Source organism: Streptomyces sp. BA2, from assembly GCF_009769735.1.
GTDB lineage: Bacteria > Actinomycetota > Actinomycetes > Streptomycetales > Streptomycetaceae > Streptomyces.
The window spans coordinates 8,357,607-8,381,435 of sequence record NZ_WSRO01000002.1 but is presented as its reverse complement, the minus strand read 5'-3'; the positions used below and the strand labels follow the sequence as shown (position 1 = coordinate 8,381,435).

At 71.2% G+C, this 23,829-nt stretch carries 26 protein-coding genes; 15 read left to right on the top strand and 11 right to left on the bottom strand.

The window, feature by feature from the left end; translation table 11 throughout:
- Positions 1–54: 54 nt before the first annotated feature.
- Positions 55–549, bottom strand: a complete 495-nt coding sequence (locus E5671_RS40135) for a MarR family winged helix-turn-helix transcriptional regulator (protein ID WP_237330343.1) — start codon at positions 547–549, stop codon at positions 55–57.
- Between the two features lie 212 nt (positions 550–761).
- On the opposite strand from E5671_RS40135, the gene E5671_RS40130 reads away from it, so the two are divergent.
- The 7 genes from E5671_RS40130 to dgt are packed head-to-tail and all read left to right on the top strand — an operon-like array spanning position 762 to position 8,687.
- A complete protein-coding gene (locus E5671_RS40130; RefSeq protein WP_160510725.1) occupies positions 762–1,685 on the top strand; it encodes an SDR family NAD(P)-dependent oxidoreductase in 924 nt (307 codons plus the stop codon).
- A 5-nt stretch (positions 1,686–1,690) separates the two neighbouring features.
- The gene (locus E5671_RS40125) at positions 1,691–2,563 is read left to right on the top strand and encodes an amidohydrolase family protein (protein ID WP_160510726.1); all 873 of its coding nucleotides are present in this window, start codon (positions 1,691–1,693) and stop codon (positions 2,561–2,563) included.
- A gap of 10 nt (positions 2,564–2,573) precedes the next feature.
- Positions 2,574–4,109: an acyl-CoA synthetase gene (locus E5671_RS40120; RefSeq protein WP_160509134.1), complete on the top strand. Its 1,536-nt coding sequence runs from the start codon at positions 2,574–2,576 to the stop codon at positions 4,107–4,109.
- Complete coding sequence (locus E5671_RS40115; RefSeq protein WP_160509133.1) at positions 4,106–4,561, top strand: MaoC family dehydratase; 456 nt, start codon at positions 4,106–4,108, stop codon at positions 4,559–4,561. Before E5671_RS40120 ends, E5671_RS40115 begins: the two co-directional genes overlap by 4 nt.
- A 13-nt stretch (positions 4,562–4,574) precedes the next feature.
- Positions 4,575–5,951, top strand: a complete 1,377-nt coding sequence (locus E5671_RS40110) for an MFS transporter (protein ID WP_160509132.1) — start codon at positions 4,575–4,577, stop codon at positions 5,949–5,951.
- Positions 5,948–7,387, top strand: a complete 1,440-nt coding sequence (locus tag E5671_RS40105) for a S9 family peptidase (RefSeq protein ID WP_237330342.1) — start codon at positions 5,948–5,950, stop codon at positions 7,385–7,387. The genes E5671_RS40110 and E5671_RS40105 overlap by 4 nt, the downstream gene beginning before the upstream one ends.
- The gene (gene dgt / locus E5671_RS40100; RefSeq protein WP_160509131.1) at positions 7,362–8,687 is read left to right on the top strand and encodes a dGTP triphosphohydrolase; all 1,326 of its coding nucleotides are present in this window, start codon (positions 7,362–7,364) and stop codon (positions 8,685–8,687) included. Before E5671_RS40105 ends, dgt begins: the two co-directional genes overlap by 26 nt.
- 63 nt (positions 8,688–8,750) lie before the next feature.
- On the opposite strand, the gene E5671_RS40095 is transcribed toward dgt, so the two are convergent.
- Complete coding sequence (locus E5671_RS40095) at positions 8,751–9,548, bottom strand: VOC family protein (RefSeq protein WP_160509130.1); 798 nt, start codon at positions 9,546–9,548, stop codon at positions 8,751–8,753.
- Positions 9,549–9,964: 416 nt separating this feature from the next.
- On the opposite strand from E5671_RS40095, the gene E5671_RS40090 reads away from it, so the two are divergent.
- From E5671_RS40090 to E5671_RS40080, 3 genes are read left to right on the top strand one after another with little or no spacing between them, the layout of a single operon-like run.
- Positions 9,965–10,156 (top strand): hypothetical protein, encoded by a 192-nt coding sequence (locus E5671_RS40090; RefSeq protein WP_160509129.1) that lies wholly within the window; start codon positions 9,965–9,967, stop codon positions 10,154–10,156.
- A complete protein-coding gene (locus E5671_RS40085; RefSeq protein ID WP_237330341.1) occupies positions 10,153–10,764 on the top strand; it encodes a sigma-70 family RNA polymerase sigma factor in 612 nt (203 codons plus the stop codon). The genes E5671_RS40090 and E5671_RS40085 overlap by 4 nt, the downstream gene beginning before the upstream one ends.
- A complete protein-coding gene (locus E5671_RS40080) occupies positions 10,754–11,494 on the top strand; it encodes a hypothetical protein (protein ID WP_160509128.1) in 741 nt (246 codons plus the stop codon). The genes E5671_RS40085 and E5671_RS40080 overlap by 11 nt, the downstream gene beginning before the upstream one ends.
- Positions 11,495–11,539: 45 nt before the next feature.
- Here the strand turns inward: E5671_RS40080 and E5671_RS40075 are convergent, their stop codons facing one another.
- On the bottom strand, positions 11,540–11,920 hold the full coding sequence (locus tag E5671_RS40075) for a hypothetical protein (protein ID WP_336605986.1): 381 nt from the start codon (positions 11,918–11,920) through the stop codon (positions 11,540–11,542).
- 235 nt (positions 11,921–12,155) lie between these two features.
- Positions 12,156–13,121 (bottom strand): pirin family protein, encoded by a 966-nt coding sequence (locus tag E5671_RS40070; protein WP_160509127.1) that lies wholly within the window; start codon positions 13,119–13,121, stop codon positions 12,156–12,158.
- Positions 13,122–13,267: 146 nt separating this feature from the next.
- Between E5671_RS40070 and E5671_RS40065 the strand changes: the two genes are divergently transcribed.
- A complete protein-coding gene (locus E5671_RS40065) occupies positions 13,268–13,615 on the top strand; it encodes a tetratricopeptide repeat protein (protein WP_160509126.1) in 348 nt (115 codons plus the stop codon).
- A gap of 79 nt (positions 13,616–13,694) precedes the next feature.
- On the opposite strand, the gene crcB (E5671_RS40060) is transcribed toward E5671_RS40065, so the two are convergent.
- The 4 genes from crcB (E5671_RS40060) to E5671_RS40045 are packed head-to-tail and all read right to left on the bottom strand — an operon-like array spanning position 13,695 to position 15,275.
- Positions 13,695–14,069 (bottom strand): fluoride efflux transporter CrcB, encoded by a 375-nt coding sequence (gene crcB / locus E5671_RS40060; protein ID WP_160509125.1) that lies wholly within the window; start codon positions 14,067–14,069, stop codon positions 13,695–13,697.
- Positions 14,066–14,416, bottom strand: coding sequence for a DUF190 domain-containing protein (locus E5671_RS40055; RefSeq protein WP_160509124.1), 351 nt, complete (start codon positions 14,414–14,416; stop codon positions 14,066–14,068). Before E5671_RS40055 ends, crcB (E5671_RS40060) begins: the two co-directional genes overlap by 4 nt.
- Before the next feature lie 36 nt (positions 14,417–14,452).
- Positions 14,453–14,860 (bottom strand): fluoride efflux transporter CrcB, encoded by a 408-nt coding sequence (crcB, locus tag E5671_RS40050; RefSeq protein ID WP_160509123.1) that lies wholly within the window; start codon positions 14,858–14,860, stop codon positions 14,453–14,455.
- Between the two features lie 49 nt (positions 14,861–14,909).
- Positions 14,910–15,275: an ArsR/SmtB family transcription factor gene (locus E5671_RS40045; protein ID WP_160509122.1), complete on the bottom strand. Its 366-nt coding sequence runs from the start codon at positions 15,273–15,275 to the stop codon at positions 14,910–14,912.
- A gap of 103 nt (positions 15,276–15,378) precedes the next feature.
- Between E5671_RS40045 and E5671_RS40040 the strand changes: the two genes are divergently transcribed.
- Positions 15,379–17,370, top strand: a complete 1,992-nt coding sequence (locus tag E5671_RS40040) for a heavy metal translocating P-type ATPase (RefSeq protein ID WP_160509121.1) — start codon at positions 15,379–15,381, stop codon at positions 17,368–17,370.
- Between the two features lie 189 nt (positions 17,371–17,559).
- Here E5671_RS40040 and E5671_RS40035 read toward each other — a convergent pair whose 3' ends face one another.
- Positions 17,560–18,984 (bottom strand): dihydrolipoyl dehydrogenase family protein, encoded by a 1,425-nt coding sequence (locus tag E5671_RS40035; protein WP_160509120.1) that lies wholly within the window; start codon positions 18,982–18,984, stop codon positions 17,560–17,562.
- A gap of 142 nt (positions 18,985–19,126) precedes the next feature.
- Between E5671_RS40035 and trxA the strand changes: the two genes are divergently transcribed.
- Positions 19,127–19,516, top strand: coding sequence for a thioredoxin (gene trxA, locus E5671_RS40030; protein WP_160509119.1), 390 nt, complete (start codon positions 19,127–19,129; stop codon positions 19,514–19,516).
- Positions 19,517–19,541: 25 nt separating this feature from the next.
- Here the strand turns inward: trxA and E5671_RS40025 are convergent, their stop codons facing one another.
- Positions 19,542–20,594 (bottom strand): LacI family DNA-binding transcriptional regulator, encoded by a 1,053-nt coding sequence (locus E5671_RS40025; RefSeq protein WP_237330340.1) that lies wholly within the window; start codon positions 20,592–20,594, stop codon positions 19,542–19,544.
- A gap of 204 nt (positions 20,595–20,798) precedes the next feature.
- Between E5671_RS40025 and E5671_RS40020 the strand changes: the two genes are divergently transcribed.
- Entirely contained in the window at positions 20,799–22,214 is a 1,416-nt protein-coding gene (locus E5671_RS40020; RefSeq protein ID WP_160509117.1) for an amidase, read from the top strand.
- Positions 22,215–22,299: 85 nt separating this feature from the next.
- The gene (locus E5671_RS40015) at positions 22,300–22,758 is read left to right on the top strand and encodes a type II toxin-antitoxin system PemK/MazF family toxin (RefSeq protein WP_443032763.1); all 459 of its coding nucleotides are present in this window, start codon (positions 22,300–22,302) and stop codon (positions 22,756–22,758) included.
- On the opposite strand, the gene E5671_RS40010 is transcribed toward E5671_RS40015, so the two are convergent.
- Positions 22,755–23,621: a TIGR02452 family protein gene (locus E5671_RS40010; RefSeq protein WP_160509116.1), complete on the bottom strand. Its 867-nt coding sequence runs from the start codon at positions 23,619–23,621 to the stop codon at positions 22,755–22,757. The two genes, E5671_RS40015 and E5671_RS40010, sit on opposite strands and share 4 nt — an antisense overlap.
- Positions 23,622–23,829: the final 208 nt, after the last annotated feature.

The following is a 23,829-nucleotide window of genomic DNA, read 5'->3' as shown; positions in this document are numbered from 1 at the left end:
TCCGAACGCGCGGAACGGGGCGGCCATTCGAGGGCGAATGGCCGCTCCGTTCCGTCATGACGCATCACCCGTATGCGCCACCCGCGACAACAGCGCATGCAACGTCTCCCGCTCGTCCGGGCCGAGCGGGGCGAGGAGTTCGTCGCGGACGCCGCGGGCCACCTTGTCGGAGTCGCGCAGGAAGTCGTGGCCCGCCGGGGCGAGGGCGACGATGCGGCGGCGGCGGTCGTCCGGGGCCGGGCGGCGTTCGACGAAGCCGAGGCGTTCCAGGTCGTCCACCAGGCCGACGATCGCGCTGGGGTCATAACCCAGCTCCTGGCTCAGCTCGCGCTGCGCCGCGCCCGCCACCGTGGCCAGATAGCGCAGCAGCGCGTAGTGGCGCAAGCGCAGGCCGGATCTCTGGAGCGCCGCGTTGAAGAGCTGCCCCGAGCGCAGTCCGAGACGGTAGAGCAGGTAGCCCGTGTCGGCGTGAAGGGCGCGCATCCAGGGTGCGCCCTCGTCGACGGATCCTTCCTCCACGGGCTCGGCGGTGGTCTTCCGGCTGGTCATGAGGGGGCTCTCCCTGATCGGCACTTCGCGGGCATCCGGCGGTCGTCGATGACAGTGTCCAGCATGCCGCACTATCGATGTTGGAAACAATCATTGACGACAACAATGATCTGTCTTAGCTTCCCTTCTGCGGGCCGATACCGACCTGAGTCGCGTTCCCCCTGCCCGCCAACCCATCTCTTTTCGCTGCCTGTTGAAGGGATCTACCAGTGCTGGACTCATACGCCGTGGACCTGCGCGGCAAGGTCGCCGTCGTCACGGGATCGGGGCGCGGCCTCGGCCTCGCCTACGCCTCGGCCCTCGCTCGCGCCGGCGCCGCGGTGGTCGTCAACGACGTCGACCAGGAAGCGGCCGACCGCGCCGTCAAGGCCATCACGGAGGAAGGCGGGCGTGCCGTCGCCGAAGTGGCGGCCGTCGGCACCGGCGAGGCCGCCGACCGCCTGGTCGCCCGCGCCGTCGAGGAGTTCGGGCGGCTCGACGCGATGGTGACCAACGCCGGGATCCTGCGCGACCGGGTGCTGTGGAAGATGACCGACGAGGACTTCGACGCGGTCGTCACCACCCACCTGCGGGGCACCTTCACCTGCGCCCGCCCCGCCGCCGTACGCATGCGGGAGCAGGGCGAGGGCGGCAGCCTGATCCTGGTCGGCTCCCCCGCCGGGCAGCGCGGCAACTTCGGGCAGACCAACTACGCCGCCGCCAAGGCCGGGATCGCGGCCATGGTGCGTACGTGGTCGATGGAGCTGGCCAGGGCCGATATCACCGTCAACGCCATCGTGCCCGTGGCCGCCACCGCGATGACCGAGACCATCCCCGCCTTCGCCCCGTACATCGAGGCCATGAAGGAGGGGCAGCCGCTGCCGGACTTCCTGCGCAAGGGCGAGGGGTTCGGGACGGCCGACGACTGTGCCGCGCTCGTGCCCTTCCTCGCCTCCGACTCCGCCCGCGACGTGACCGGACAGTGCGTCGGCATCGGCGGCGACCGGCTCACCCTGTGGTCGCACCCGCACGAGGCCTCCGTGGCGTACGCGGACGGCGGCTGGACACCGGAGACCATCGCCGCCGCCTGGCACACCTCGGTGGGCAGCGCTCCGGAGACGGTCGGCATCCCCGCCCCCAAGATCCCGGGGGCGTGAGGGAGTTGGACCTCTCCGAGCTCACCGCGATCGACGTCCACACGCACGCCGAGGTCTCCTCCCAGGGGCACGCCTCGCTCGACGAGGACCTCGACGCCGCCTCCAGCGCCTACTTCAAGGTCGAGGACCGCAAGCGCAAGCCCACCCTCGAAGAGATGGCCGCCTATTACCGCGAGCGCAAGATGGCCGCCGTCGTCTTCACCGTCGACGCCGAGTCCGCCACCGGCACCCCGCCCGTCCCGAACGAAGAGGTCGCCGAGGCCGCGGCCGCCCACCCCGACGTCCTGATCCCGTTCGCGTCCGTCGACCCGTTCCGCGGGAAGGCGGGCGTGCGACAGGCCCGCCGGCTCGTGGAGGAGTACGGGGTCAAGGGCTTCAAGTTCCACCCGAGCATTCAGGGCTTCTTCCCCAACGACCGTTCTCTCGCCTACGCGTTGTACGAGGTCATCGAGGAGACCGGCTGCGTCGCCCTCTTCCACACCGGGCAGACCGGCATCGGCGCGGGCGTGCCCGGAGGCGGCGGGATCCGGCTGAAGTACTCGAATCCGATGCACGTCGACGACGTGGCCGCCGACTTCCCGCACCTGAAGATCATCCTCGCGCACCCGTCCTTCCCCTGGCAGGACGAGGCCCTCGCCGTAGCCACGCACAAACCGGGCGTGCACATCGACCTCTCGGGGTGGTCACCGAAGTACTTCCCGCCCCAACTCGTGCACTACGCCAACACCTTGCTCAAGGACAAGGTGCTCTTCGGCTCCGACTTCCCCGTCCTCACGCCCGACCGCTGGCTCGCCGACTTCGCGAAGCTGGCGATCAAGGACGAGGTCCGCCCCAAGATCCTCAAGGAGAACGCCGCCCGTCTGCTCGGGCTCAAGTAGAGGGGGCGCCATGCGCAACGAAGGACTCGGCTCCTGGCCCGCGCGCCGGGCCCGCAAGACCCCGCACCGCACCGCCCTCACCCACGAGGGCCACCCCATCAGCTATGCCGCCCTCCACTCCCGCGTCCTGCGGCTCGCGCACGCCCTGCGCGCCCGAGGCGTCCGGCGCGGGGACCGGGTCGCCCACCTCGGGCCCAACCACCCGGCCTTCCTGGAGACCTTCTTCGCGGCAGGCGCGCTCGGCGCCGTCTTCGTGCCGCTCAACACCCGCCTGACCGCGCCCGAGCTCGGATACCAACTCGCCGACGCGGGCGCCCGCACGCTGATCCACTCCCCCGCACACACCCCTGTCGTGGCGGAGCTGCGGCAGGCGGGCCAGGTGGACCTCTTCATCGAAGTGGGCCCGGATTACGAGGAGTTGATCGAGCACTCGGTCGAGGAACCCCTGGACGAGGCGGTCGGCGGAGACGACGTGTGCATCCTGATGTACACCTCCGGCACCACGGGCCGCCCCAAGGGCGCCATGCTCACCCACGCCAACCTCACCTGGAACGCCGTCAACGTCCTGGTCGACGCCGACCTCACCGCCGACACCGTCGCCCTGGTCTCCGCCCCGCTCTTCCACGCCGCCGCGCTCGGCATGCTCACCCTGCCCGTGCTCCTCAAGGGCGGTCACTGCGTGCTCGTCGAGTCCTTCGACCCGGCCGAGGCCCTCGAACTCGTCGAACGGCACGGAATCGGCGCGATGTTCGGGGTGCCCACGATGTACGAGCTCCTCACCCGTGAGCCGCGCTGGCGGGCGGCCGACCTGTCCTCGCTGCGGATCCTGATGTGCGGCGGCGCACCCGTGCCCACACCGCTGATCGAGACGTACGCGGAGCGCGGGCTCGCCTTCCAGCAGGGGTACGGGATGACGGAGGCCGCGCCCGGCGCGCTCTACCTCGACGCCGAGCACGCGGAGCGCAAGGCGGGCTCGGCCGGGGTGCCGCACTTCTTCACCGACGTGCGCGTCGTGCGTCCCGACCTCTCCACCGCGGCCGTCGGGGAGGCCGGGGAGGTCCTTGTCCACGGGCCCCATGTGATGGCCGGGTACTGGCAGTTGCCCGACGAGACCGCCGCCGCCTTCGCCGACGGATGGTTCCGCACCGGCGACGCGGCACGGGTGGACGCCGACGGCTTCGTCACCATCGCCGACCGCATCAAGGACATGATCATTTCCGGCGGCGAGAACATCTACCCCGCCGAGGTCGAGAGCGCGCTGCTCGCCCACCCCGACGTGGCCGAATGCGCCGTCATCGGCGTGCCGGACGCGCGCTGGGGCGAAGTACCGCGCGCCGTCGTCGTGCCCCGCGAGGGCGCCGCCCCCGCACCGGACGACGTACTCGGCTTCCTCGCGGGCCGGCTCGCCAAGTACAAGATCCCCAAATCGGTGGTGTGCGTGAGCGAACTGCCGCGCACCGCCTCCGGGAAGCTCCACAAGCCCAGCCTGCGCCGCGCCCACGGCGGCGCGGCGACACCCAGCCCTCCGGAAGGAACATCCCAATGACCGTCACCGCCAACGGACTTGACGAACTGCACGCCCTCGCCGGCAGCGAACTCGGCGTCACCGACTGGCTCGAGGTCGGCCAAGGCCGCATCGACACCTTCGCCGACGCGACCGATGACCACCAGTGGATCCACACCGACCCGGAGAAGGCCGCGCAGGGGCCCTTCGGGGCGCCGATCGCGCACGGCTACCTCACCCTGTCCCTCTTCATCCCGCTCTTCACCGATCTCCTCGACGTCCAGGGCGTCACCACGAAGGTCAACTACGGCCTGGACAAGGTGCGTTTCCCCTCCCCCGTGAAGGCGGGCGCCCGGATACGTCTGCGCGCCACGCTCGCCTCCGTCGAAGAGGTGCGGGGCGGGGTGCAGATCGCCGTCGACGGCACGGTCGAGATCGAGGGCGGCGACAAGCCCGCCTGTGTCCTGCGGAGCCTGTCCCGCTTCTACGCCTGAGGAGCCCGACGCCATGACACACCCACCTGCCAGAACGACGAGTTCCGAGGCCGCACCCGAGGAAGGATCCGGGCAACTGCGCCGCGTCGCCCTGTCCGGTCTGCTCGGCACCGCGATCGAGTTCTACGACTTCCTCGTGTACGGCACCATCGCCGCGCTCGTCTTCGGCGACCTCTTCTTCCCCGAGGCCGACCCGGCGGTGGGCACGGTGGCCGCCTTCGGCACGTTCGCCGCGGGCTATCTCGCCCGCCCCCTCGGCGGCATCGTCTTCGGACACTTCGGCGACCGGCTCGGCCGCAAGTCGATGATGCTCCTGACCATGGTCCTGATGGGCGCGGGCAGCTTCCTCATCGGCCTGCTTCCCACGTACGACGCGATCGGCGTCTGGGCGCCCATCCTCCTCGTCCTGCTCCGCGTCGTGCAGGGCATCGCGATCGGCGGCGAGTGGGGCGGCGCCACGCTCATGGTCGCCGAGCACGCGGGCGACCGGCCGCGCGGCCTGTGGACCAGCTTCACCCAACTCGGCGCCCCGCTGGGCATGGTGCTCTCCACCGGGGTCGTCACGTTGGTGAGCACTCTGCCCGACGACGACTTCCGCTCCTGGGGCTGGCGGGTGCCGTTCCTGCTGTCCTTCCTGCTGCTCGGGGCGGGCCTCTACATCCGCCTCAAGGTCACGGAGAGCCCGCTCTTCACCTCGCTGTCGCAGCGGCGGGAGCGCGCGCGGATGCCGCTGCTCGAAGTCCTGCGCGCGCCGCGCCCGGTCCTGCTCGCCTCGGCGGTCGGCATCGGCCCGTTCACCGCGCAGGCGCTGATGACGAGTTTCATGATCTCGTACGCCGTCGACGAGGGGTACACACGCCCGCAGGTGCTCACCGGAGTCACCGTCGCGTCCTGCGTGGCCCTTGTGGTGCTGCCGTGCGCGAACCTGCTCTCGGACCGCTTCGGGCGCCGCCCCCTGGTCCTTGCCGGGGCGCTCCTCTCGGCGGCCACCGCCTTCCCGGTCTTCGCGCTCGTGGACAGCCACCGGCCCGGACTCCTGATCCTCGCCTGCGTGATCGGGCACGGGATCGCTCAGTCCGTGATGTACGGGCCGCTGGGCGCGCTGTTCAGCGAGATGTTCTCGACGCGGGTGCGCTACACGGGCGCCTCGCTCGGCTATCAGACGGCGACGCTGCTCGGCGCCGGGTTCTCTCCGCTGATCGCGAGCGGGCTGCTCACCACGTACGACTCCAGCGACGCGGTCGCCCTGCTGCTCACGGCCGGCAGCGCGATCACCGTGCTGGCCGTCTGGCGGGTCAAGGAGACCAACACGCGTGACCTCGCCGTACAGGGCCCTCCGCTCGCGCCCTCCGCGCCCTCCGCATCCTCCGTACAGGGAGAATCCACATGACACGCGCCACCACCCGGCAGCCCGCGGCCGGTCTCGCGGCCCTGCTGCTCCTCATGGCTGCCGCGGCCCCGGCCTCCGCCGCGCCGCGGTCCACCGCCCGCCACCTGGAGGGCACCCTCCCCTCCGGCGCCGCGTACATGATCGACACTCCGGATCACTGGAACGGCACCGTCCTGCTCTTCAGCCACGGCTACCGCCCCGAGGGCGCCCCCAACCCGGCCGTGAACACCCCCGACGAGCCCACCAAGAAGCTGCTCCTGAAGGAGGGTTACGCGCTCGTCGGCTCCTCGTACGCGACGAACGGCTGGTCCGTGGAGCAGGCGGTGCCCGACCAGCTGGCCGCCCTCGACGCGTTCACCGGGAAGGTCGGCGAGGCCCGGCGGACGGTCGCATGGGGCGAGTCGCTCGGCGGTCTGATCACCACGACGATCGCCGAGCGGCATCCGGGACGCGTCGACGGCTCCCTGTCCATGTGCGGCCTCGTGCACGGCGGGGTCGCCAACTGGAACTCGACGCTGGACGCCACGTTCGCCCTCCGCACTCTTCTCACGCCCCGCTCCGGCGACTCCGACATCCCGCTGACCGGCTTCAAGGACGCCTCCGAAGCCGCCGCCTCGGCCAAGCGGCTCGGCGCGAGTCTGAGCACGGCGCAGAACTCCGCGGGCGGCCGGGCCCGCATCGCGCTCGCCGCCGCGCTGCACAACATCCCGGGCTGGAACGACCCGGGCACGCCACGGCCGGCCCCGGACGACTACCCCGCACAGCAGGTGAACCAGTACACGGCGGTACGCGGCCTGGTGGCGCAGCCCGGCTTCGGCTGGCGGGAGGAGGCCGAGCGCCGCGCCGGCGGCAACATGTCCTGGAACACCGGCGTCGACTACTCGGCGATGCTGGCCCGCTCCTCCCACTACAAGGAGGTCAAGGCCCTCTACAAGTCGGCGGGCCTGTCCCTCCGGAGCGACCTGCGCGACCTCGCCCGCGAGCCTCGCGTCAGCGCGAAGCCGGGCGCGGTGCGTTACATGGCCGACCATGCCTCGCCGTCCGGCCGTCTGAGCAAGCCCCAGTTCGACATCCACACCACCGGCGACGCGCTCGTGCCCGTGCAGGTGGAGAACGCCTACGGCCGCGCGGTGACCGAGGCGGGCCGCGCCCCGCTGCTGCGCCAGGCGTACACCGAGAACGCCGGGCACTGCACCTTCAGCCCCGGCGAACAACTCGCCGCCGTCCACACGATCGACCACAGGATCACGACGGGCCACTGGGCCGACACCTCACCGTCGGCCCTCAACTCCCGCGCCCATCAGGCAGACCCGACCACCCCGGCCCGCTACGCGACGTACCGCCCCGGCCCCTACCCGCGTCCCTACCAGGGGAGGTCACGGATTGTTCAGCAGGACGTAGCATCCGCACATGCGACCAGCCCTGTACAGCCATGAGGATCTCGAACAGCACTCCCTGCGGCGCCGGGTTCCCGACGACGGGCAGCGGTCCGGCTTCGAGCACGACGTGGACCGCATCCTGTATTCGACCCAGTGGCGGGCGCTTGCGGGCAAGAGCCAGGTGGTGGCGAGCGCCGAGCTGGGCGCTTACCACACCCGGCTGACCCACTCGATGAAGGTGGCCCAGCTCGGCCGGCGCATGGCGGAGCGGCTTGAGCGCAAGTACGGCGGGCCCAACCCGGCGCTCGTCGAAGCGGCTTGCATGGCGCACGACATCGGCCATCCGCCCTTCGGGCACGCCGGCGAGCTGGCGCTGCGCGACACGATGGACGAGCTGCACTTCGCGGACGGCGTCCTTGACAGCTTCGAGGGCAATGCGCAGACCCTGCGGGTCCTGACCTTCCTCGCCGCTCACAAATACCCGGGCCATCGCGGACTGCATCTGACCCGCGCCTGTCTCGACGCGTCCACCAAGTACCCGTGGGAGCGGGCGCCGGTCGACCAGGATCCGGCGCGGCACGTGAAGTGGGGCGTGTACGTCGCGGACCGGGAGGCGTTCGCGTGGGTGAGGGCGGGCCGCACCGACGCGGAGGTGCCGGTCGAGGAGCAGGTGATGGACTGGGCGGACGATGTCACCTACGCCTGCCACGACGTGGAGGACTTCTACCGTACGGGCCTGATCCCGCTGGCCGCGCTGTTCCCTCCGGACGGCGCCGCGGGCGGCGACACCGAGCGCGAGACCCGCCGCTTCCTGGACTACGTACAGGCCAAGCGGGTGCGGGCGGGCGAGGACTTCGACCGCGATGCGGCGCTGCTCCTGATGGCGGACATCGGCAAACGGCTCGCGGTGCACGCCCCCTACAGCGGCAGCCACGAGGACGCGGTCGCGGTCAACCGGCGCACAGCCGACCTGATCGCGTACTTCACCCGCGGGATCGAGCTGGAGGTCGGCGGCACCGCGGCGATCCGGTACGGGGCACGCCTGGTGATCCCGGCCGAGCGGCGGGCGGCCTGCGATCTGCTCAAGGAGCTGGTGTGGTGCTACGTCATCGACCGCCCGGCGCTCGCCACCCAGCAGCACGGCAAGCGCCGGGTGGTCGGCGAACTGCTGCGGTGGAGCCATGACGCGCCCGAGCTGCTGCCGCCGGACCGAGCCGAGGAGCTTGCGCTGCACGGCGACCGGCTGCGCGCCGCCGCCGACCATGTCGCCTCGCTCACCGAGGACCAGGCGCTGGCACTGCATCGCCGGCTGTCCGGCACGGGCCTGGGCTCGGTCAACGACAACGTGTGGCTGTGACATCGGGCGGCCACGGCACCGGGCATCGACGACGCGGCTACCGCTGGTGGGGCCTCTCGTGGCTCAGCTCTCGGCGGGCGTGAGCACCACGAAGTCCGCGTTCGACGGATCGAGGCAGACGGCCAGGCGGCCGACGCCCTCCACGTCTTCGGGCCCCATCTGTACGCTGCCGCCGTTCCCGGTGACCTGGGCGACCGCCGCGTCGCAGTCGGCGACGGCGAAGACCGGGTGCCAGTACGGCCGCCCGCCCGTCAGCGCGAGGTCCTCCTTGCTGAGCTCCATCAGGCCGCCCTGCATGCGCTCCTCGGGCAGTCCGGCAGGAGTGACGAGGGTGTACGTCCCCGCGCCGCCCGGCAGTTCCATGTTGCTGAACTGCCAGCCGAGGACACCGCCGTAGAACTCCTTCGCGGCGGCGACGTCGCTCGTGAACAGCTCGGTCCAGGACAGCGAGCCCGGGTCGTCCGCCAGCTCGAAGCCCGAGTTCGTCCCTGGCTGCCAGACGGCGAACTGGCCTCCCAGCGGGTCGCTGTACTGGGCCATCCGTCCCCAGTCGTCAAGGTCCCTCGGCGCTACCCGCACCGTGCCACCCGCGCGCTCCACGGCCTGAGTCGTGGCGTCCGCGTCCGTGACCGTGTAATAGATCATCCAGGCGGGGCGCGCGCCCTCCTCGGTGAGCTTGCCGAGTCCGGCGACGGTCTTGCCGTCCTTCTGGAACATGCCGCCTTCCATGTCCTCGGCCTCGCCCATGGACTCGTACTCCCAGCCGAGCACCGCGCCGTAGAAGGCCGCGGCGGCCCGGACGTCGGGGGCACCGAGATCGAGCCAACAGGGTGAGCCGGGAGTGAGGTCAGTGGTGATCACGACGATTCCCTTCGCAGGTCCTTGTGACACCACCAGCCTTGCACTCGGCACTGACAGTCGCGCGTCGGCTCAGAACGGCGCAGGCATGTAGGTGACCTCAGTCACATCTACATAGCGAAATGAACACGGAGGGTTTGCGCAAATCATGGCAGATGGGTGGTCGCGTCGACCGTCGCGCAGGTGACAGGGGTGGCGCAAAGGGTGGCGCGGACTGGCTGGCGAGAGCTGAACTCGCGCTCGATATTTGCCGTAACCGGAAAGCTACTCTCCGTTAAAAACTGTGGTGAAGTGCATTGCACGAACAGGCCCCCAGGAACGGTTTCCTTCTCGTCAGGAGCAACGAGGCTCCAGGCGTGGCCAGTTGACGAGCGGGGACGAGTCGCTGCCGACGCTGTGTGAGATCAAAGGGACCACAGGTGACACTCGACGACGTTGCCAGCCTCGCGCTGGCCACGGCAGCGGCGGCGCGGGCTTTCGCGCCCGACGTGCGCTCCGGCCTGCGGCGCCTTCTTGGTGCCGGGGTCCGGGTGGGTGCAGCAACCCTCATCGAGCAACAGCCCGCAGCCCACCCCAAGGCTGCCGGCCTGGACGAAGGAGGCGGCCGATGACCGGACAGCCTCCCGACGACCGCGGGGAGCGCGCGCTGCGTGAGCCGAGCGAAGTAATGCCACCGGCGTTCTGGGCCTTCCACAAGCTGTACCACCAGGCGTACTTCGAGTACGCCCGGGTGCAGCTCGGCGACAGGGCCGCCGCGGACCGGCTGGTCGACGCCACCTTCGTCTTCCTGGCCGTCATCTGGCAGCGGGCCACCGCCCAGGAGGACCTCGAAGCGTTCGCCTGGACGCTGCTCAAGGAGCGCGTCGCCGGGGAACTCGAAGTGCGGGGCCGCACCGCGGCCGCGTTGGAGACCCTGGCCTTCGAGCGCGCCGTGCGTGCGGCATGCGAGCCCATCATGGACAACTTTCGCCAGGAATTCCGGGCGCAGGTTAGCGAGTTGGAGGACGGCCTGGGCCTTTATCAGGCCATGGCCCACCTGCCGGAGCGCCAGTTTGATGTCATGGTGCTGCAGTACGCCCTCGGCTTCACCACGAAGAGCATCGCTCTGGTGATGGGCGTGTGCCAGGCAACTGTCCGCTCCACCCGTCGTGCCGCCAAACGGAGGCTGGCGGCGGATCTTGAGCTGGCGATCGGCGAGGACGTCGACGATGAGGAGTGAGACCGACATGCGCCCGGAGGAACCGCGCACCATCGAAGAAGCCCTTGCCCGGGCCCGGATCTTCGAGGGCGACTACACCGCGGCACATCAGGCTGCTTCCCAGCGGCGCATCACCGAGCAACTCCTGGAACTGCGCTGGATGCAGACCCTCACCGAACCCCCTACCGGCTCGGCCCGGCCGGTAGGGGCACCTCTGCTGCTGCACGAGCGGGCCGCCGTCGACCTGCGGGCCCTGTGCCAGGGCGTCATTCACGACGACGACGCCGTCCGCCGCCTGGCCCGCTTCGACACCTTCCGCGACTCCGGCGGCGCGCTCGCCTTCGCCTGCCTGCTCGTCCTCGCCGACCGGGAAGAGGGAGCCCAGTTCTGGCTCCAGTTCGCCGCCGGCGGCGGCGAAGCCACCGGCGCCCTGTGCCTGTACCTGCTGCACCTGCGCCGCGGCGAATGGCGTGACGCCAAGCACTGGGCCCAGCAGATGTCCGCGCTCGAGGACTGGCCGAGCCAGTACACACCGGTGCCCCATGAGGTCGTCGACGCGGCCCCCGCACCGGGCTGCGGGGTGACGGTGTACATCAACCTGCCCGACCACGGCGCCGCCATCTCCGAATCCGCGGTCAAGGGCGCGGTGGAGGACCTGGACGTCGACCAGGTGGGCGACTTCAACGCCGTCCCTCAACCGAGCCCAGAACTGGCACACCAACTGGAAGGCCTCGTCACCGCGGCCCGCTGAAGCCTCGCCTCCCACAGAACTGAGCTCTAATGCGTCACGAATGCGTCACGCCCGGCTGAGCCGGGCAGCGATCCCATGACCGACCAGCAGATAAATCACAGCCGGCAGACCGTAATTGAGGAGAACTCGAAGCCCCTCTGTGTCCATCGTGAAAACATCCTGTGACCACCAGGCCAGCCAGTCGGCCGTTCCGTGCACGAACTCGACGAAGATATTCGCCTCATTTGCATCGAGCAGATAGAGCACGATCCACATACCGAGGAACACGGCCGCGATGTCAGCGATCGTGTGGACAGCCAGGGCCACCCGTCGAGCAGTGCTCTGGTTCCGCTCGTGGCGGCGCGGGGGCTGCGGCTGCAGGGGCTGCGGGGGCTGGGGGGACTGGCCGTAGGCATGGGGCCCGGACATCGGGTCGATATTGCTCACAGGTATCCAATCTGACGCGTCGCATTGCGGGCCGAGGCAAGGGCAGGACACACCCCTGGGCTCCCCTCAGGAAAATCTCCTGACGCGTCACGCACACGATTCGCCGCACGGGCCCGAGTAAGTCTGCGTCGCATGAACGCCGCGCGTTACACGGCTATCGCAATACGCCAAATATGACCAGGCATTCGGCAACTTACCTAAATCCACATCCATGGCATTTCCCATGCGAGGCCGGTCAGCGCATGCGCCCCCGCGCCTTCAGCGGCACCGGCGGCAGATCCGGTGCGGGGATCCGTTCGCCGTCGTAACCCTTCACCTCTCCGAAGCGGGTGCTTTCCATCCAGTCGGCCCGTGCCCTTGCGATCTCCTCGTTCGACCGCCCGATGAAGTTCCACCACATGATCAGTTCCTCGTCGAACGGCTCGCCGCCCAGGAGCATCAGGCCCGCGTCCGACTCGGCGTGCAGCGGGAGTTCGGTGCGGCCGCAGCCCAGGTACAGCATCGAGCCGGGCAGGACCGGGACGCCGTCCACGCGGGTTTCGCCGGACATGCTGAGGACCGCGTACTCGAAGTCGGGGTTCAAGGGGAGGCGTACGTCCGCGTCGCGGGTCAGGGCGAGGTCGGCGCCGACGATCGGGGTGTAGGTCGTGCCGGGTGACGTGGCGCCGTCGACCGTGCCCAGGATGAGGGTCGCCGTCAGGCCGGGGGCCGTGACCAGGGGCAGCTCCGCGTGGTGCTCGAAGCGCGGGTCGGTGCCGCGGTGGACGTCGGGCAGCGCCACCCACAGCTGGGCGCCGTGCAGGAGGCGGGCGTGGGCCCTGGGGCTCTCCTCGGAGTGCGAGATCGCCCGGCCCGAGGTCATCAGGCCCAGCTCGCGGGGGCCGATCGTCTGGAGGCTGCCCGTGGAGTCACGGTGCAGGACCTCGCCTTCGTGCAGCCAGCTCACCGTCTGCAGGCCCATGTGGGGGTGCGGCCCCACCTGCATGCCGGGCTCGTCCGCGATGTCGTCGGGGCCGTAGTGGTCCACGAAGCACCAGGCGCCGACCATGCGGCGGCCCAGGTTGGGCAGCAGGCGGCGGACCTCGGTGGACTCGCCGAGCTTGACCTTTCTGGGGCTGAGGAGTTCCCGGACCGGTTCGGCGACGACGAACCCGCGACCGCCGCACAGGGACGGGACCGCCTCGCGATCAAGATTGCTCATGCCGCACAACCTAGACCCGTGGGGTACCGGTCGTCAGGCACGCGCCCCGGTCATTCCGGACTCCGTCGTCCCTGCTCCGCCACCGAGGGCCCCTTAGTGGAATTTTTAACTACCTGTGGCCGTTGGACGGCTCGAAGGAGGCGACAGTGGACACGACGTACTACGACCACGGAACCGCGGCGGAGCGCTGGGAGCGCGCGCGGCAGTTCTTCGACGCCAAGGAGTACGCCACGGCGGCGCGGATCCTCGCCGCCCTGGCCGACGAGGTACCGGAGCAGGTCGCCCCGCGTCTGCTGCTTGCCCGCGCCTACTACCACTCGGCGCAACTGCGGCGCGCGGAGAGCGAGTTGCGTACGGTCATCGAGCTCGACCCCGTCGAGCAGTACGCCAGGCTGCTGCTCGGCCGCACGCTCGAGCGGCAGGGACGGGACGCGGACGCGGCCCCGCACCTGCGGATGGCGGCAGCCCTCTCGGGGGACTTCGCCGAGGCCTGATCCCGGGAGCGCCCCCTCCCGGTCGCGCAGGGCGCCGGTGGCACTGGCCGCCGGCGCCCTGGCAGTGGCTGAGGGCCTGTCAGCCCCACACCGCCTCCGCCGACGCGACGCCCACGAAGACCGCGCCGAGCGCCGCGACCACACTCGCCACGACATTGGCCACCGCGTAGAACCTGGCCCCGCCCTCGGAGAGCCGCAGCGTCTCGTACGAGAAGGTCGAGTACGTCGTCAGGGCGCCGCACAGGCCGGTACCGAGGAGCAGCTGGGTGTGGGAGGAGACGGCGCCCGCGACGGTCGCGCCGGTGAGCACGCCGAGGACCAGGCTGCCCGCCACGTTGACCGCGAACGTCCCCCACGGGAAGACCGTGTCGTGCCTGGCCTGCACGGCACGGTCGGTGAGGAACCGCAGCGGGGCGCCGATCATCGCCCCTGCCACCACGCAGAGCCAGTTCACTGCTCGGCCTCGCCCCGGCCCACGTACCGGATGACCTCGCAGTCGTCGAGGATCACAAGGCCCTCGGTGACCAGCTCGTCGAGCTGCGGCAGGAACGCGCGGATCTTGTCCTCGTCGTCCACGATCACGACCGCGACCGGCAGGTCCTCGCTCAGCGAGAGGAGCCGCTGCGTGTGGATGAGCGACGAGGCGCCGAATCCCTCGATGCCGCGGAAGACGCTGGCGCCCGCGAGGCCCGCCTTGCGGGCGCGGTGGACGATCTCCGAGTAGACCGGCTTGTGGTGCCAGATGTCGGTCTCGCCGATGAAGACCGTCACGCGCAGGGCCGTGCCCGTCAGTCTGGTCATGTCCGCCTCCGCCTGGTCATGTTCGCCTCCACCTGGTCATGTCCGCCTCAGCACCACGATGCGGCGGGTCGCCCACGACGCACTCCACACTGCCGCGAGGGCCGCGAGCAGCGTCAGTCCGAGATAGGCCAGGCCCGTGCCGGCGTGGCCGCCCTCCACCAGGCGCTCGATGTCCACGGCGTAGGTGGAGAAAGTGGTGAAGCCACCGAGCACGCCGGTGCCGAAGAAGGGCCGCAACAGGCGGTGCGGTGTCCGCATTTCGGTGAGGATCACCATGAAGACACCCATGATCGCGCATCCGACGACGTTCACCAGGAACGTCGTCGTGGGGAAGGTGCCGGGGGCGGTCGGCCAGATCAGGGACGCGCCATAGCGGGCGGACGCGCCGATCGCACCGCCGACGGCCACGACCGCCACCACGGGCCACACGCCGTACTCCCTCATCTGTCTCACCTGCGGAATCAAGAGCTCACCACTGAAGATCACCCTCAGGCTAGCCGCCCTGCGGTGTGTCCCGCAGACCGAGGCGCAGGTGCTCGACGTGGAAGAGCGCCTGGTCGAGGAGTTCGGCCACGTGGTGGTCGTAGAGGGCGTATATGACGGAGCGGCCGTGCCGTTCGCCGGTGATGAGGCCGAGGTTGCGCAGCAGACGCAACTGGTGGGAGCAGGCCGACTGCTCCATGCCGACCGCGTCGGCCAGATCGCCGGCCGCGCAAGGGCCCTCCTGCAGACGGGCGAGGATCAGCAGCCGTGAGGGTGTCGCCAGGGCCTGGAGGGTGGCGGCGACGTCGGCGGCCCCCACGGTGTCCAGGCGTTCGCGCGTGGTGGCGGTGCTCTTGTCGTCGACTCCGTGACCCATGGCAGCATCCTATCGACGACACATGTACGCATGAAGAGCTGTTCATTCGTTCCTGTACGGTGTGGGCGTTGCCGTTCCCCAGCCCGTGAAGGGTTCCTTCGCCATGCCCACTGCCCTGCTCCCCCGCTCCGACCAGGGAACCTCCGCCGGTCCCGCGGCGGCTCCGCGCCGCCGCACCCGCGTCCTCGCGCTCGCCGAGGCCCGCTGGGCGGCGGCGGCCACGGTCGCGTTCCTGATCGCGCTGCCGCTCCAGCTGACCGGGGCCGCCTCATGGCTGTGGGGCGCGCTGTACGCCGTCGCGTACGTCGCCGGCGGCTGGGAGCCGGCGCTCGCCGGGCTGCGCGCGCTGCGTGAGAAGACCCTGGACGTGGACCTGCTGATGATCGTCGCGGCGCTCGGCGCGGCCTCGATCGGGCAGGTGATGGACGGGGCGCTGCTCATCGTCATCTTCGCCACGTCGGGCGCCCTTGAGGCCCTTGCCACCGCTCGTACCGCCGACTCGGTACGCAGCCTGCTCGACCTCGCGCCCACCACGGCGACGCGGGTGGCCGACGGGGGCGGTGAAGAGACCGTCGACACGGCCGAGTTGAAGGTCGGCGACGTCATCCTCGTACGACCCGGTGAGCGGGTCGGAGCGGACGGCGAGGTGCTCGACGGTGCCAGTGACGTCGACCAGGCGACGATCACCGGGGAGCCGCTGCCGGTCGCCAAGGAGGCCGGGGACGAGGTGTTCGCGGGCACGCTGAACGGGGCGGGGGCGCTGCGGGTGCGGGTCGGGCGTGACGCGTCCGACTCGGTGATCGCGCGGATTGTGGCGATGGTCGAGGAGGCGTCGGAGACCAAGGCGCCGACGCAGCTGTTCATCGAGAAGATCGAGCAGCGGTACTCGCTCGGCATGGTCGTCGCCACGCTCGCCGTGTTCGCCGTGCCGCTCGCGCTCGGCGACGACCTGACCGGTGCTCTGCTGCGGGCGATGACGTTCATGATCGTGGCCTCGCCGTGCGCGGTGGTCCTTGCCACGATGCCGCCGCTGCTCTCGGCGATCGCGAACGCGGGGCGGCACGGCGTCCTGGTCAAGTCGGCCGTCGTGATGGAGCGTCTGGGGCAGGTCGACGCGGTCGCCCTCGACAAGACGGGCACCCTGACCGAGGGGACGCCCCGGGTGACCGCCGTCCACGCGCTCCCCGGCAGCGGCCTGACGGACGACACGCTCCTCACGCTCGCGGCGGCGGCCGAGCACCGCAGCGAACATCCCCTGGCCCGCGCCGTCGTGAGCGCGGCGCGCGCTCGCGGCCTGGAGATTCCGGCGGTGGCGGACTTCGCATCGGCGCCGGGGATCGGCGTGAGCGCCACGGTCGGGGGCGCGGTCGTCCGGGTGGGCGCTCCGGCACGGCTGCTGACCGTGCCGCCGACCGGTGAGCCCCAGGACACGGCGAGCACCGAAGCCCTCGCCCGCGCACGGCAGTGGGGCGAGGACGGCCAGACCGCGGTGCTCGTGCTGCGCGACGGGGCCCCCGTGGGCGTCCTCGGCATCGCCGACCGCCTGCGCCCGGACGCGGCGACGACCGTCACCGCCCTGGAATCCCTCACGGGCACGGCTCCGATGCTGCTCACCGGCGACAACGCGCAGGCCGCGGCCCGGCTCGCGACGGAGGTCGGCATCGATGACGTACGGGCCGGGCTGCTCCCGCAGGACAAGGTCGCGGCGGTACGCGAGGCGGAGGGCGCGGGACGCAAGGTCCTGGTCATCGGCGACGGCGTCAACGACGCGCCCGCCCTGGCCGCGGCCCACACCGGCATCGCGATGGGCCGGGCCGGTTCCGACCTCGCTCTGGAGACCGCCGACGCCGTCATCGTGCGGGACGAACTCGCCACCGTGCCAAGGGTGATCGCCCTGTCCCGGCGGGCCCGCGGGCTCGTGGTGCAGAACCTGGTGATCGCAGGGGCGTTCATCGCCGTCCTGGTCACCTGGGACCTGGCCGGCAACCTGCCGCTCCCCCTCGGCGTACTCGGCCACGAGGGCTCCACCGTGCTCGTGGGCCTCAACGGCCTGCGACTGCTGCGGGAGGGGGCGTGGCGCGACGCAGGTGAGTGAGCGCCCGGCCGGGGCTGACTCCCCCGACGGCTCTCCCGCCGAGAGCGGTACGTGACCACCGGTCCGGGGCCCTCCCCCGAACCGGGCCTGTTGGGCACCCAGGTCCGGGAGAAACTGCGACGGCGCGCTACGACGATTCCGTCCGCGTCGACCTCATCGCGGGGCAGCGGCCCGCGTCGGCGACGCCCGCTATCCCCGATACGTCTCCAACAGCCGCAGCCACACCTCACTCACCGTCGGGTAGGCCGGGACCGCATGCCACAGCCGGTCGATCGGCACCTCCCCCGCGATCGCCACCGTCGCCGAGTGGATGAGTTCGCCGACGCCGGGGCCCACGAAGGTCACGCCGAGCAGGATCTCGCGGTCGAGGTCGACGATCATGCGGGCGCGGCCTTCGTAGCCGTCCGCGTAGAGGCCGGCTCCCGCTACGCCCGCCATGTCGTAGTCCACGGCACGCACGCGGCGGCCCGCGGATTCCGCCTCCGCGAGGGTGAGGCCCGCCGATGCCGCCTCGGGGTCGGTGAAGACCACCTGGGGTACGGCGGCGTGGTCGGCGGTGGCCGAGTGCGCGCCCCAGGCGTCTGTCTCCAGGAGGGGGACGCCCTGGGCGCGGGCGGTGATCGCGGCGCCGGCGATGCGGGCCTGGTACTTGCCCTGATGGGTGAGGAGCGCGCGGTGGTTGGCGTCGCCCACCGCGTAGAGCCAGTCGCTGCCCTGCACCCGCAGGCTCTCGTCGACCGGCAGCCAGGAGCCGGGATCGAGGCCGATCGTCTCCAGGCCCAGGTCGTCGGTGCGCGGCGCGCGGCCCGTGGCGAAGAGGATCTCGTCGGCTTCGAGGGTGTCTCCGTCGTTCAGAGTCGCCCTTACCGTGCCGTTCTCCCTGCGTACGCCCGTGGCGGAGACCCCGGTACGGACCTCCGCGCCCGCCTCCGTCAGCGCCTTGGCGACAAGCTCCCCGGCGAACGGCTCCATGCGCGGCAGCAGCCCGTCACCCCGCACCAGCAGCGTGACCTGCGAGCCCAGCGCCTGCCAGGCCGTGGCCATCTCCACGGCGACGACGCCACCGCCGACCACCGCGAGGCGGCCGGGCACATGATCCGCGCTGGTGGCCTCGCGGCTCGTCCACGGCTTCACATCGGCAAGGCCCGGCAGATCGGGCAGTGCGGCGCGGGTGCCGGTGCACACGGCCACCGCGTGGCGGGCCGCGAGGGTCTGCTCGGTCCCGTCCGAGCCCGTGACACTCACCTGGCGTGTTCCCGCGATGCGGCCCTGACCGCGGTAGAGGTCCACGCCGATCGAGTCCAGCCAGCCGGCCTGGCCGTCGTCCTTCCAGTGCGAGGTGTAGTCGTCCCGGTGCGCGAGGACCGCCGCGGCGTCCAGGGGACCCTGCACCGACTGACGCAGTCCGGGCACCTTGCGGGCGTCCGAGCGGGCGATGACCGGGCGCAGCAGCGCCTTGCTCGGCATGCAGGCCCAGTACGAACATTCGCCCCCGACGAGTTCGCTCTCCACGATCGCCACGCTCAGGCCGCCCGCACGGGCCCGGTCCGCGACGTTCTCCCCCACGGGACCGGCGCCAAGGACCACTACGTCGTATGTCTTCGAATCCGTCATGGAAGCCAGTGTGGTCGCAGGTGTGCGACGTGGCCACATGGGTACGCGCGCGGAACGAGCACGGGTGAGCGCGCGGAATACGTCTGCCGCCCGGGCCGTTGTGCACAGCGGCTTCGACCGACAGCAGGAAGAGGGAAACACCATGAGCAGCACGACTGTGGAGCTCACCAAGGAAAACTTCGACCAGACGGTCACGGACAACGAATTCGTCCTGATCGACTTCTGGGCGGAGTGGTGCGGTCCGTGCCGGTCGTTCGCGCCCGTCTACGAGAAGGCCGCCGAGGCCAATCCCGACATGGTCTTCGGCAAGGTGGACACGGAGGCGCAGCCTGAGCTCGCTCAGGCGTTCGGCATCCAGTCGATCCCGACGCTGATGATCGTCCGCGATCAGGTGGCCGTGTTCGCGCAGCCCGGCGCGCTGCCCGGGGAGGCCCTGGAGGACGTCATCGGGCAGGCCAGGAAGCTGGACATGGACGAGGTCCGCCAGTCCGTCGCCGAGGAGCAGGCCAAGGCTCAGGCGCAGGAGCAGTAAGGACGAAGCCCTGTAAGCAGCAGGGTCAGCTGGACTCGCGGTGCACTGCCGTCGCACCGAGCACGTCGTGCACCTCGGGCTCCATGCCCGGGTCACGCACGACCCGGTCGACGAGCTCCGCGAGCTTCTGACCCGACGGCAGCTCGATGCGGACCGTGCTGAGCCGGGGCCGCAGGAGCCTGCCGAGCATCAAGTCGTCGGCGCCGATCATCGCCGTCTCCTCGGGGACGGCGATGCCTTCGTCCTGCAGCGCCCGCATCAGGAGCATCGCGTACTCGTCGTTGTACGTGAACACTCCGTCGACGCCCAGCGTGCACCAGCGCGCCGCGAGCCGGGCCGCGGACTCCTCGTCGTAGGCCAGGGGCAGCTCGGTCGCTGTGGCGTCCGTGCCGTGCTGTGTGACGGTGCGACGGACGCCTTCGGCACGCGGGTGCGCGAAGGGCTCGAGGCCCCGCTCCTCGGGGATCACGACGCCGATGTGCCGGCTGCCGCGCTCCAGGAGGTGGGTGGCGGCGCACTGTCCCACCAGACGCTGGTCCATGAGCAGGGCGTGGGCGCCCTCGGCCCGCTGCGGGCCGATCGTGAAGACGGCCTTGGCACCTGAGCGCTTCAGGACGCTCACACCCCGCGCGCCGAGCCCCGACGCGTCGGGCGCGAGGACCGCCACCGGGCGCAGCTCGGCCCAGGCGCGGGCCGCATCCTCGCCGGTCAGGCCGAGGCTGCCGTACTGCACGACGGTGTAGTCGAACCTGCTGAGCGCCCACTGCAGCTCGTTGAAGAACTCGCTGAAGAGCGGGCCCGCCGGGATCTGCGGCGTGGGCATCAGGACCACACGGGTGTGCCCGGCGCGCAGGCTGCGGGCCGCGGCGTGCGGGACGTATCCCAGTTCCTTGGCTGCCTCGTGGACGCGGCGGCGGGTGGGCTCGCTGATGCGGACGGCGCTCGTGTTGTTCAGGACGTACGAGACGGTCGCGCGCGAGACTCCCGCCAGACGCGCCACGTCGGCGCTGGTCGGCACGGAGTACTGCGCGGACTGCTGCGTCTGCTGCTGTGCGGTCTTGTTCGGTATCTGCGCCATGGCACGACTCATCTTTCCAGACGGCGCGGGGGCGCTCCCAGGCGGGCGTCGGGGCGCCCCCGACCTGTGCCTCGGATTCCGCCGGGTGCCGTGCGCGGCGTGAACTGCCCTGCACACATACCGCGTTCCCTCGCGACACGTACCGCGTTCCCCTCCCGCCGGTTAGCGTGCGTGCACCTGCCCGTCGATCAAAGGTGCCCCCACATGACAGTCGACCGTGCCGATGGCCTCGCGCGCACCGCTCGCGCGCTGGCCGACGGAGAAGTGTCCGCACGTGCGCTGACGGAGCGGACGCTGGCGCGGATCGAGGCTTCGCAGCCCGTGCTCAACGCATTCAAGCTGGTCCGGGCCGAGGCCGCGCTCGCCGAAGCGGACGCCGCCGACCGGGAGTTGGCGTCCGGCGGGGCGGGGCGGTCCCAGGGGCGTCCGCTGCTCGGCGTGCCGCTCGCCGTGAAGGACGACACCGACATAGCGGGCGAGCCGACCGCGTTCGGCTGCCGGGGTGACTTCCCCGCGAAGAAGGAGGACGCCGAGTCGGTACGCCGGCTGCGGGCGGCCGGAGCCGTGATCGTCGGCAAGACCAACACCTGTGAGCTGGGGCAGTGGCCCTTCACGGAGGGGCCCGGCTTCGGTGACACCCGCAACCCGTGGCACACCGACCACACCCCCGGCGGTTCGTCGGGCGGCTCGGCGGCCGCGGTCGCCGCGGGTCTCGTCCCCGCCGCGCTCGGCTCCGACGGCGCGGGCTCGGTGCGCATCCCCGCGGCCTGGACCCATCTCGTCGGGATCAAGCCGCAGCGCGGCCGCATATCGACCTGGCCCTGGCCCGAGGCCTTCAACGGCATCACCGTCAACGGCCCCCTTGCCAGGACCGTCGCCGACGCGGCCCTGCTGCTCGACGCGGCGAGCGGCAACCACAGCGGTGACCTGCACAAACCGCCTGCCATCAGCGCCACGGACGCGGCGACCCGCGAACCGGGGCGGCTGCGGATCGCCCTCTCCCTGCGCATGCCGTTCACGGCGACCCCCAAGCGGCTGCATCCCGTGGTGCGCCGGAAGGTGATGGTCCTGGCGGACCGGCTCGCCTCGCTCGGCCACGACGTGGAGGAGGCCGACCCGCGCTACGGCCAGATCGGCCTTGACTTCGTGCCGCGTGCCACGGCGGGCATCACCGACTGGGCCCGCGAGATCCCCGACCCGCACCTGCTCGACCCGCGGACCAAGGAGGCGGCCCGTCTGGGGCGCGTGCTCGGCGGCGCCCCGCTGCGTCTCGCCCGCCGCGCCGAAGCCGTCCTGCACCGCCGTGTCGGCGCGATCTTCTCGACGTACGACGTCGTCCTCACGCCCACCACCGCCACTCCCCCGCCCCGGATCGGCACCATGGCCGCCCTCAGCGGCTGGCGCACCGACCAGGCCATGATCGCCGCCTGCCCCTACGCGTGGACGTGGAACGTCCTCGGCTGGCCCGGCGTCAACGTGCCCGCGGGCAAGGCGGACGGCGGCCTGCCGGTCGGCGCGCAGCTGCTCGGGCCCGAGGGCAGCGAGCCGCTCCTGGTGTCCCTCGCCGCGCAGTTGGAGGCCGACCAGCGGTGGTACGAGCAGTGGCCCGAGGCCGCCTAGCCGGTGGGCGCGATGGACCGAGCCCGCGGGGCATCTGACGGACCCGCCCCGCGGGTTGGGCCGGACGGGTTCTACGGTGGCCCGCGTGACTGCCAACACCGATGACCCGCAGATGTCCGCGCACCCGGGCCGCACGGGCCGCACCGCGACCACCGAGGCCGAGCCCCGCGAGGTCGGCCGGGTACAGACGACGTACGCCCCCGCTCACGACGGCGATCCCGACCCCGGCGAGATCGTCTGGACGTGGGTGCCCTACGAGGAGAACGACGGGCGCGGCAAGGACCGTCCCGTCCTGGTCGTCGCCCGCGAGGCGCGCGGCACGCTGCTCGCCGTGCAGCTCTCCAGCAAGCAGCACGGAGGCGAGAGGGACTGGGTGCCGATCGGCAGCGGGCCCTGGGACCGCGAGGGCCGCGAGTCGTGGGTCGCCATCGACCGGGTCCTTCGGGTGCACGACGCGGGCATGCGCCGCGAGGCGTGCGCGCTCGACCGGATGCGGTTCAACCTCGTCGTGCGGCGGCTCCAGGAGCGCTACGGCTGGCGTTAGCCCCGCTGGGCAGCACGAGCCGCGCCCTTGAACCCCGCGCCGAACGTCTCCTCGAAGGCGGCCCGCGTCACCGCGCCGCGCGTACGGTCGAGCACCCCGAACACGATGTGCTCGAAGTACCCGTGGAACCGGCCGCCTTCGTCGAGGAGCACCCGGAACGCGTCCGCCACCTGGGCGGGATCGTTCTGGAAGACCCCGCAGCCCCACGCGCCGAGCACGAGCCGCCGGTAGCCGCAGACGACGGCGGTCTCCAGGACCCGCTCCGCGCGCCGGGCCAGAGCGGACGGAAGCTCCGAGACGCGCTCGGGGGCCTGTCGCCGTACGACGCCCGCGTTCGGCGCCGCCGAGGTCAGGAAACCGACCCTGTACGCCGCGTCGAGGAGCTGTCCCCGGTCGTCGCGGAAGACCGGCACGGCCGGGGAGTGAATCACGCGGTCGCTGTAGAAGGGGTCGCGGTGGGCGCGGTGGTGGTCGTAGAACTCCCGGGCCGACCGCACGCACGTGTACAGCGCCGAGGCCCGGCACAGCGCCTCCTCCTGTGCCTGGGCACCGTTCAGATAGCCGCCGCCGGGATTGCGTGCGGAGGAGAAGTTCAAGACGGCCACAGGGCCCCCTTCCGCGCCCGTCAGGCGGCGCGCGGCCTCCAAGCTGCTCTCGCCGGTGACCTCGACTACCGTGGAGGTCAGCTCGGGCGGCGTCACAGGCGTCACGTGCAGGGCCGCCGGACCGAACATCCGCGTGCCGGAGCGCGCGGCGTCCACCGCATCCGCGATCACCACCTCGCGGCCCCCCGGAGCGACGTATCGCCCCGCGGCCACGATGTCCTCGGTCTGCTGCGCGATGCCGCGCAGTCGCGCACTCATGCCCGCTCCCCCGACCCGGCCTCTGCCGACCTGTCCCCCGTCTCACACATGAACGCATGGTGAGCTCTTCCCGTCGTCCGCCGCAACAGAATTCCCTGGCATCGACTCAACCTCAGGGGCACTCTTGTGCGAATGGCCGACCTGGTCTTGGGTGGGACGAGCGCTGCCAACTCGGTCCATCCCATATCGAGTTGACCGGGTGGTCCAC

Coding starts and splice junctions, on each gene's coding strand:
- E5671_RS40135 (WP_237330343.1), bottom strand. CDS start 549: ATGACCAGCCGGAAGACCACCGCCGAGCCCGTGGAGGAAGGATCCGTC.
- E5671_RS40120 (WP_160509134.1), top strand. CDS start 2,574: ATGCGCAACGAAGGACTCGGCTCCTGGCCCGCGCGCCGGGCCCGCAAG.
- E5671_RS40115 (WP_160509133.1), top strand. CDS start 4,106: ATGACCGTCACCGCCAACGGACTTGACGAACTGCACGCCCTCGCCGGC.
- E5671_RS40110 (WP_160509132.1), top strand. CDS start 4,575: ATGACACACCCACCTGCCAGAACGACGAGTTCCGAGGCCGCACCCGAG.
- E5671_RS40105 (WP_237330342.1), top strand. CDS start 5,948: ATGACACGCGCCACCACCCGGCAGCCCGCGGCCGGTCTCGCGGCCCTG.
- dgt (WP_160509131.1), top strand. CDS start 7,362: ATGCGACCAGCCCTGTACAGCCATGAGGATCTCGAACAGCACTCCCTG.
- E5671_RS40085 (WP_237330341.1), top strand. CDS start 10,153: ATGACCGGACAGCCTCCCGACGACCGCGGGGAGCGCGCGCTGCGTGAG.
- E5671_RS40080 (WP_160509128.1), top strand. CDS start 10,754: ATGAGGAGTGAGACCGACATGCGCCCGGAGGAACCGCGCACCATCGAA.
- E5671_RS40070 (WP_160509127.1), bottom strand. CDS start 13,121: ATGAGCAATCTTGATCGCGAGGCGGTCCCGTCCCTGTGCGGCGGTCGC.
- E5671_RS40055 (WP_160509124.1), bottom strand. CDS start 14,416: ATGACCAGACTGACGGGCACGGCCCTGCGCGTGACGGTCTTCATCGGC.
- crcB (WP_160509123.1), bottom strand. CDS start 14,860: ATGAGGGAGTACGGCGTGTGGCCCGTGGTGGCGGTCGTGGCCGTCGGC.
- E5671_RS40045 (WP_160509122.1), bottom strand. CDS start 15,275: ATGGGTCACGGAGTCGACGACAAGAGCACCGCCACCACGCGCGAACGC.
- E5671_RS40040 (WP_160509121.1), top strand. CDS start 15,379: ATGCCCACTGCCCTGCTCCCCCGCTCCGACCAGGGAACCTCCGCCGGT.
- E5671_RS40035 (WP_160509120.1), bottom strand. CDS start 18,984: ATGACGGATTCGAAGACATACGACGTAGTGGTCCTTGGCGCCGGTCCC.
- trxA (WP_160509119.1), top strand. CDS start 19,127: ATGAGCAGCACGACTGTGGAGCTCACCAAGGAAAACTTCGACCAGACG.
- E5671_RS40025 (WP_237330340.1), bottom strand. CDS start 20,594: ATGGCGCAGATACCGAACAAGACCGCACAGCAGCAGACGCAGCAGTCC.
- E5671_RS40020 (WP_160509117.1), top strand. CDS start 20,799: ATGACAGTCGACCGTGCCGATGGCCTCGCGCGCACCGCTCGCGCGCTG.
- E5671_RS40010 (WP_160509116.1), bottom strand. CDS start 23,621: ATGAGTGCGCGACTGCGCGGCATCGCGCAGCAGACCGAGGACATCGTG.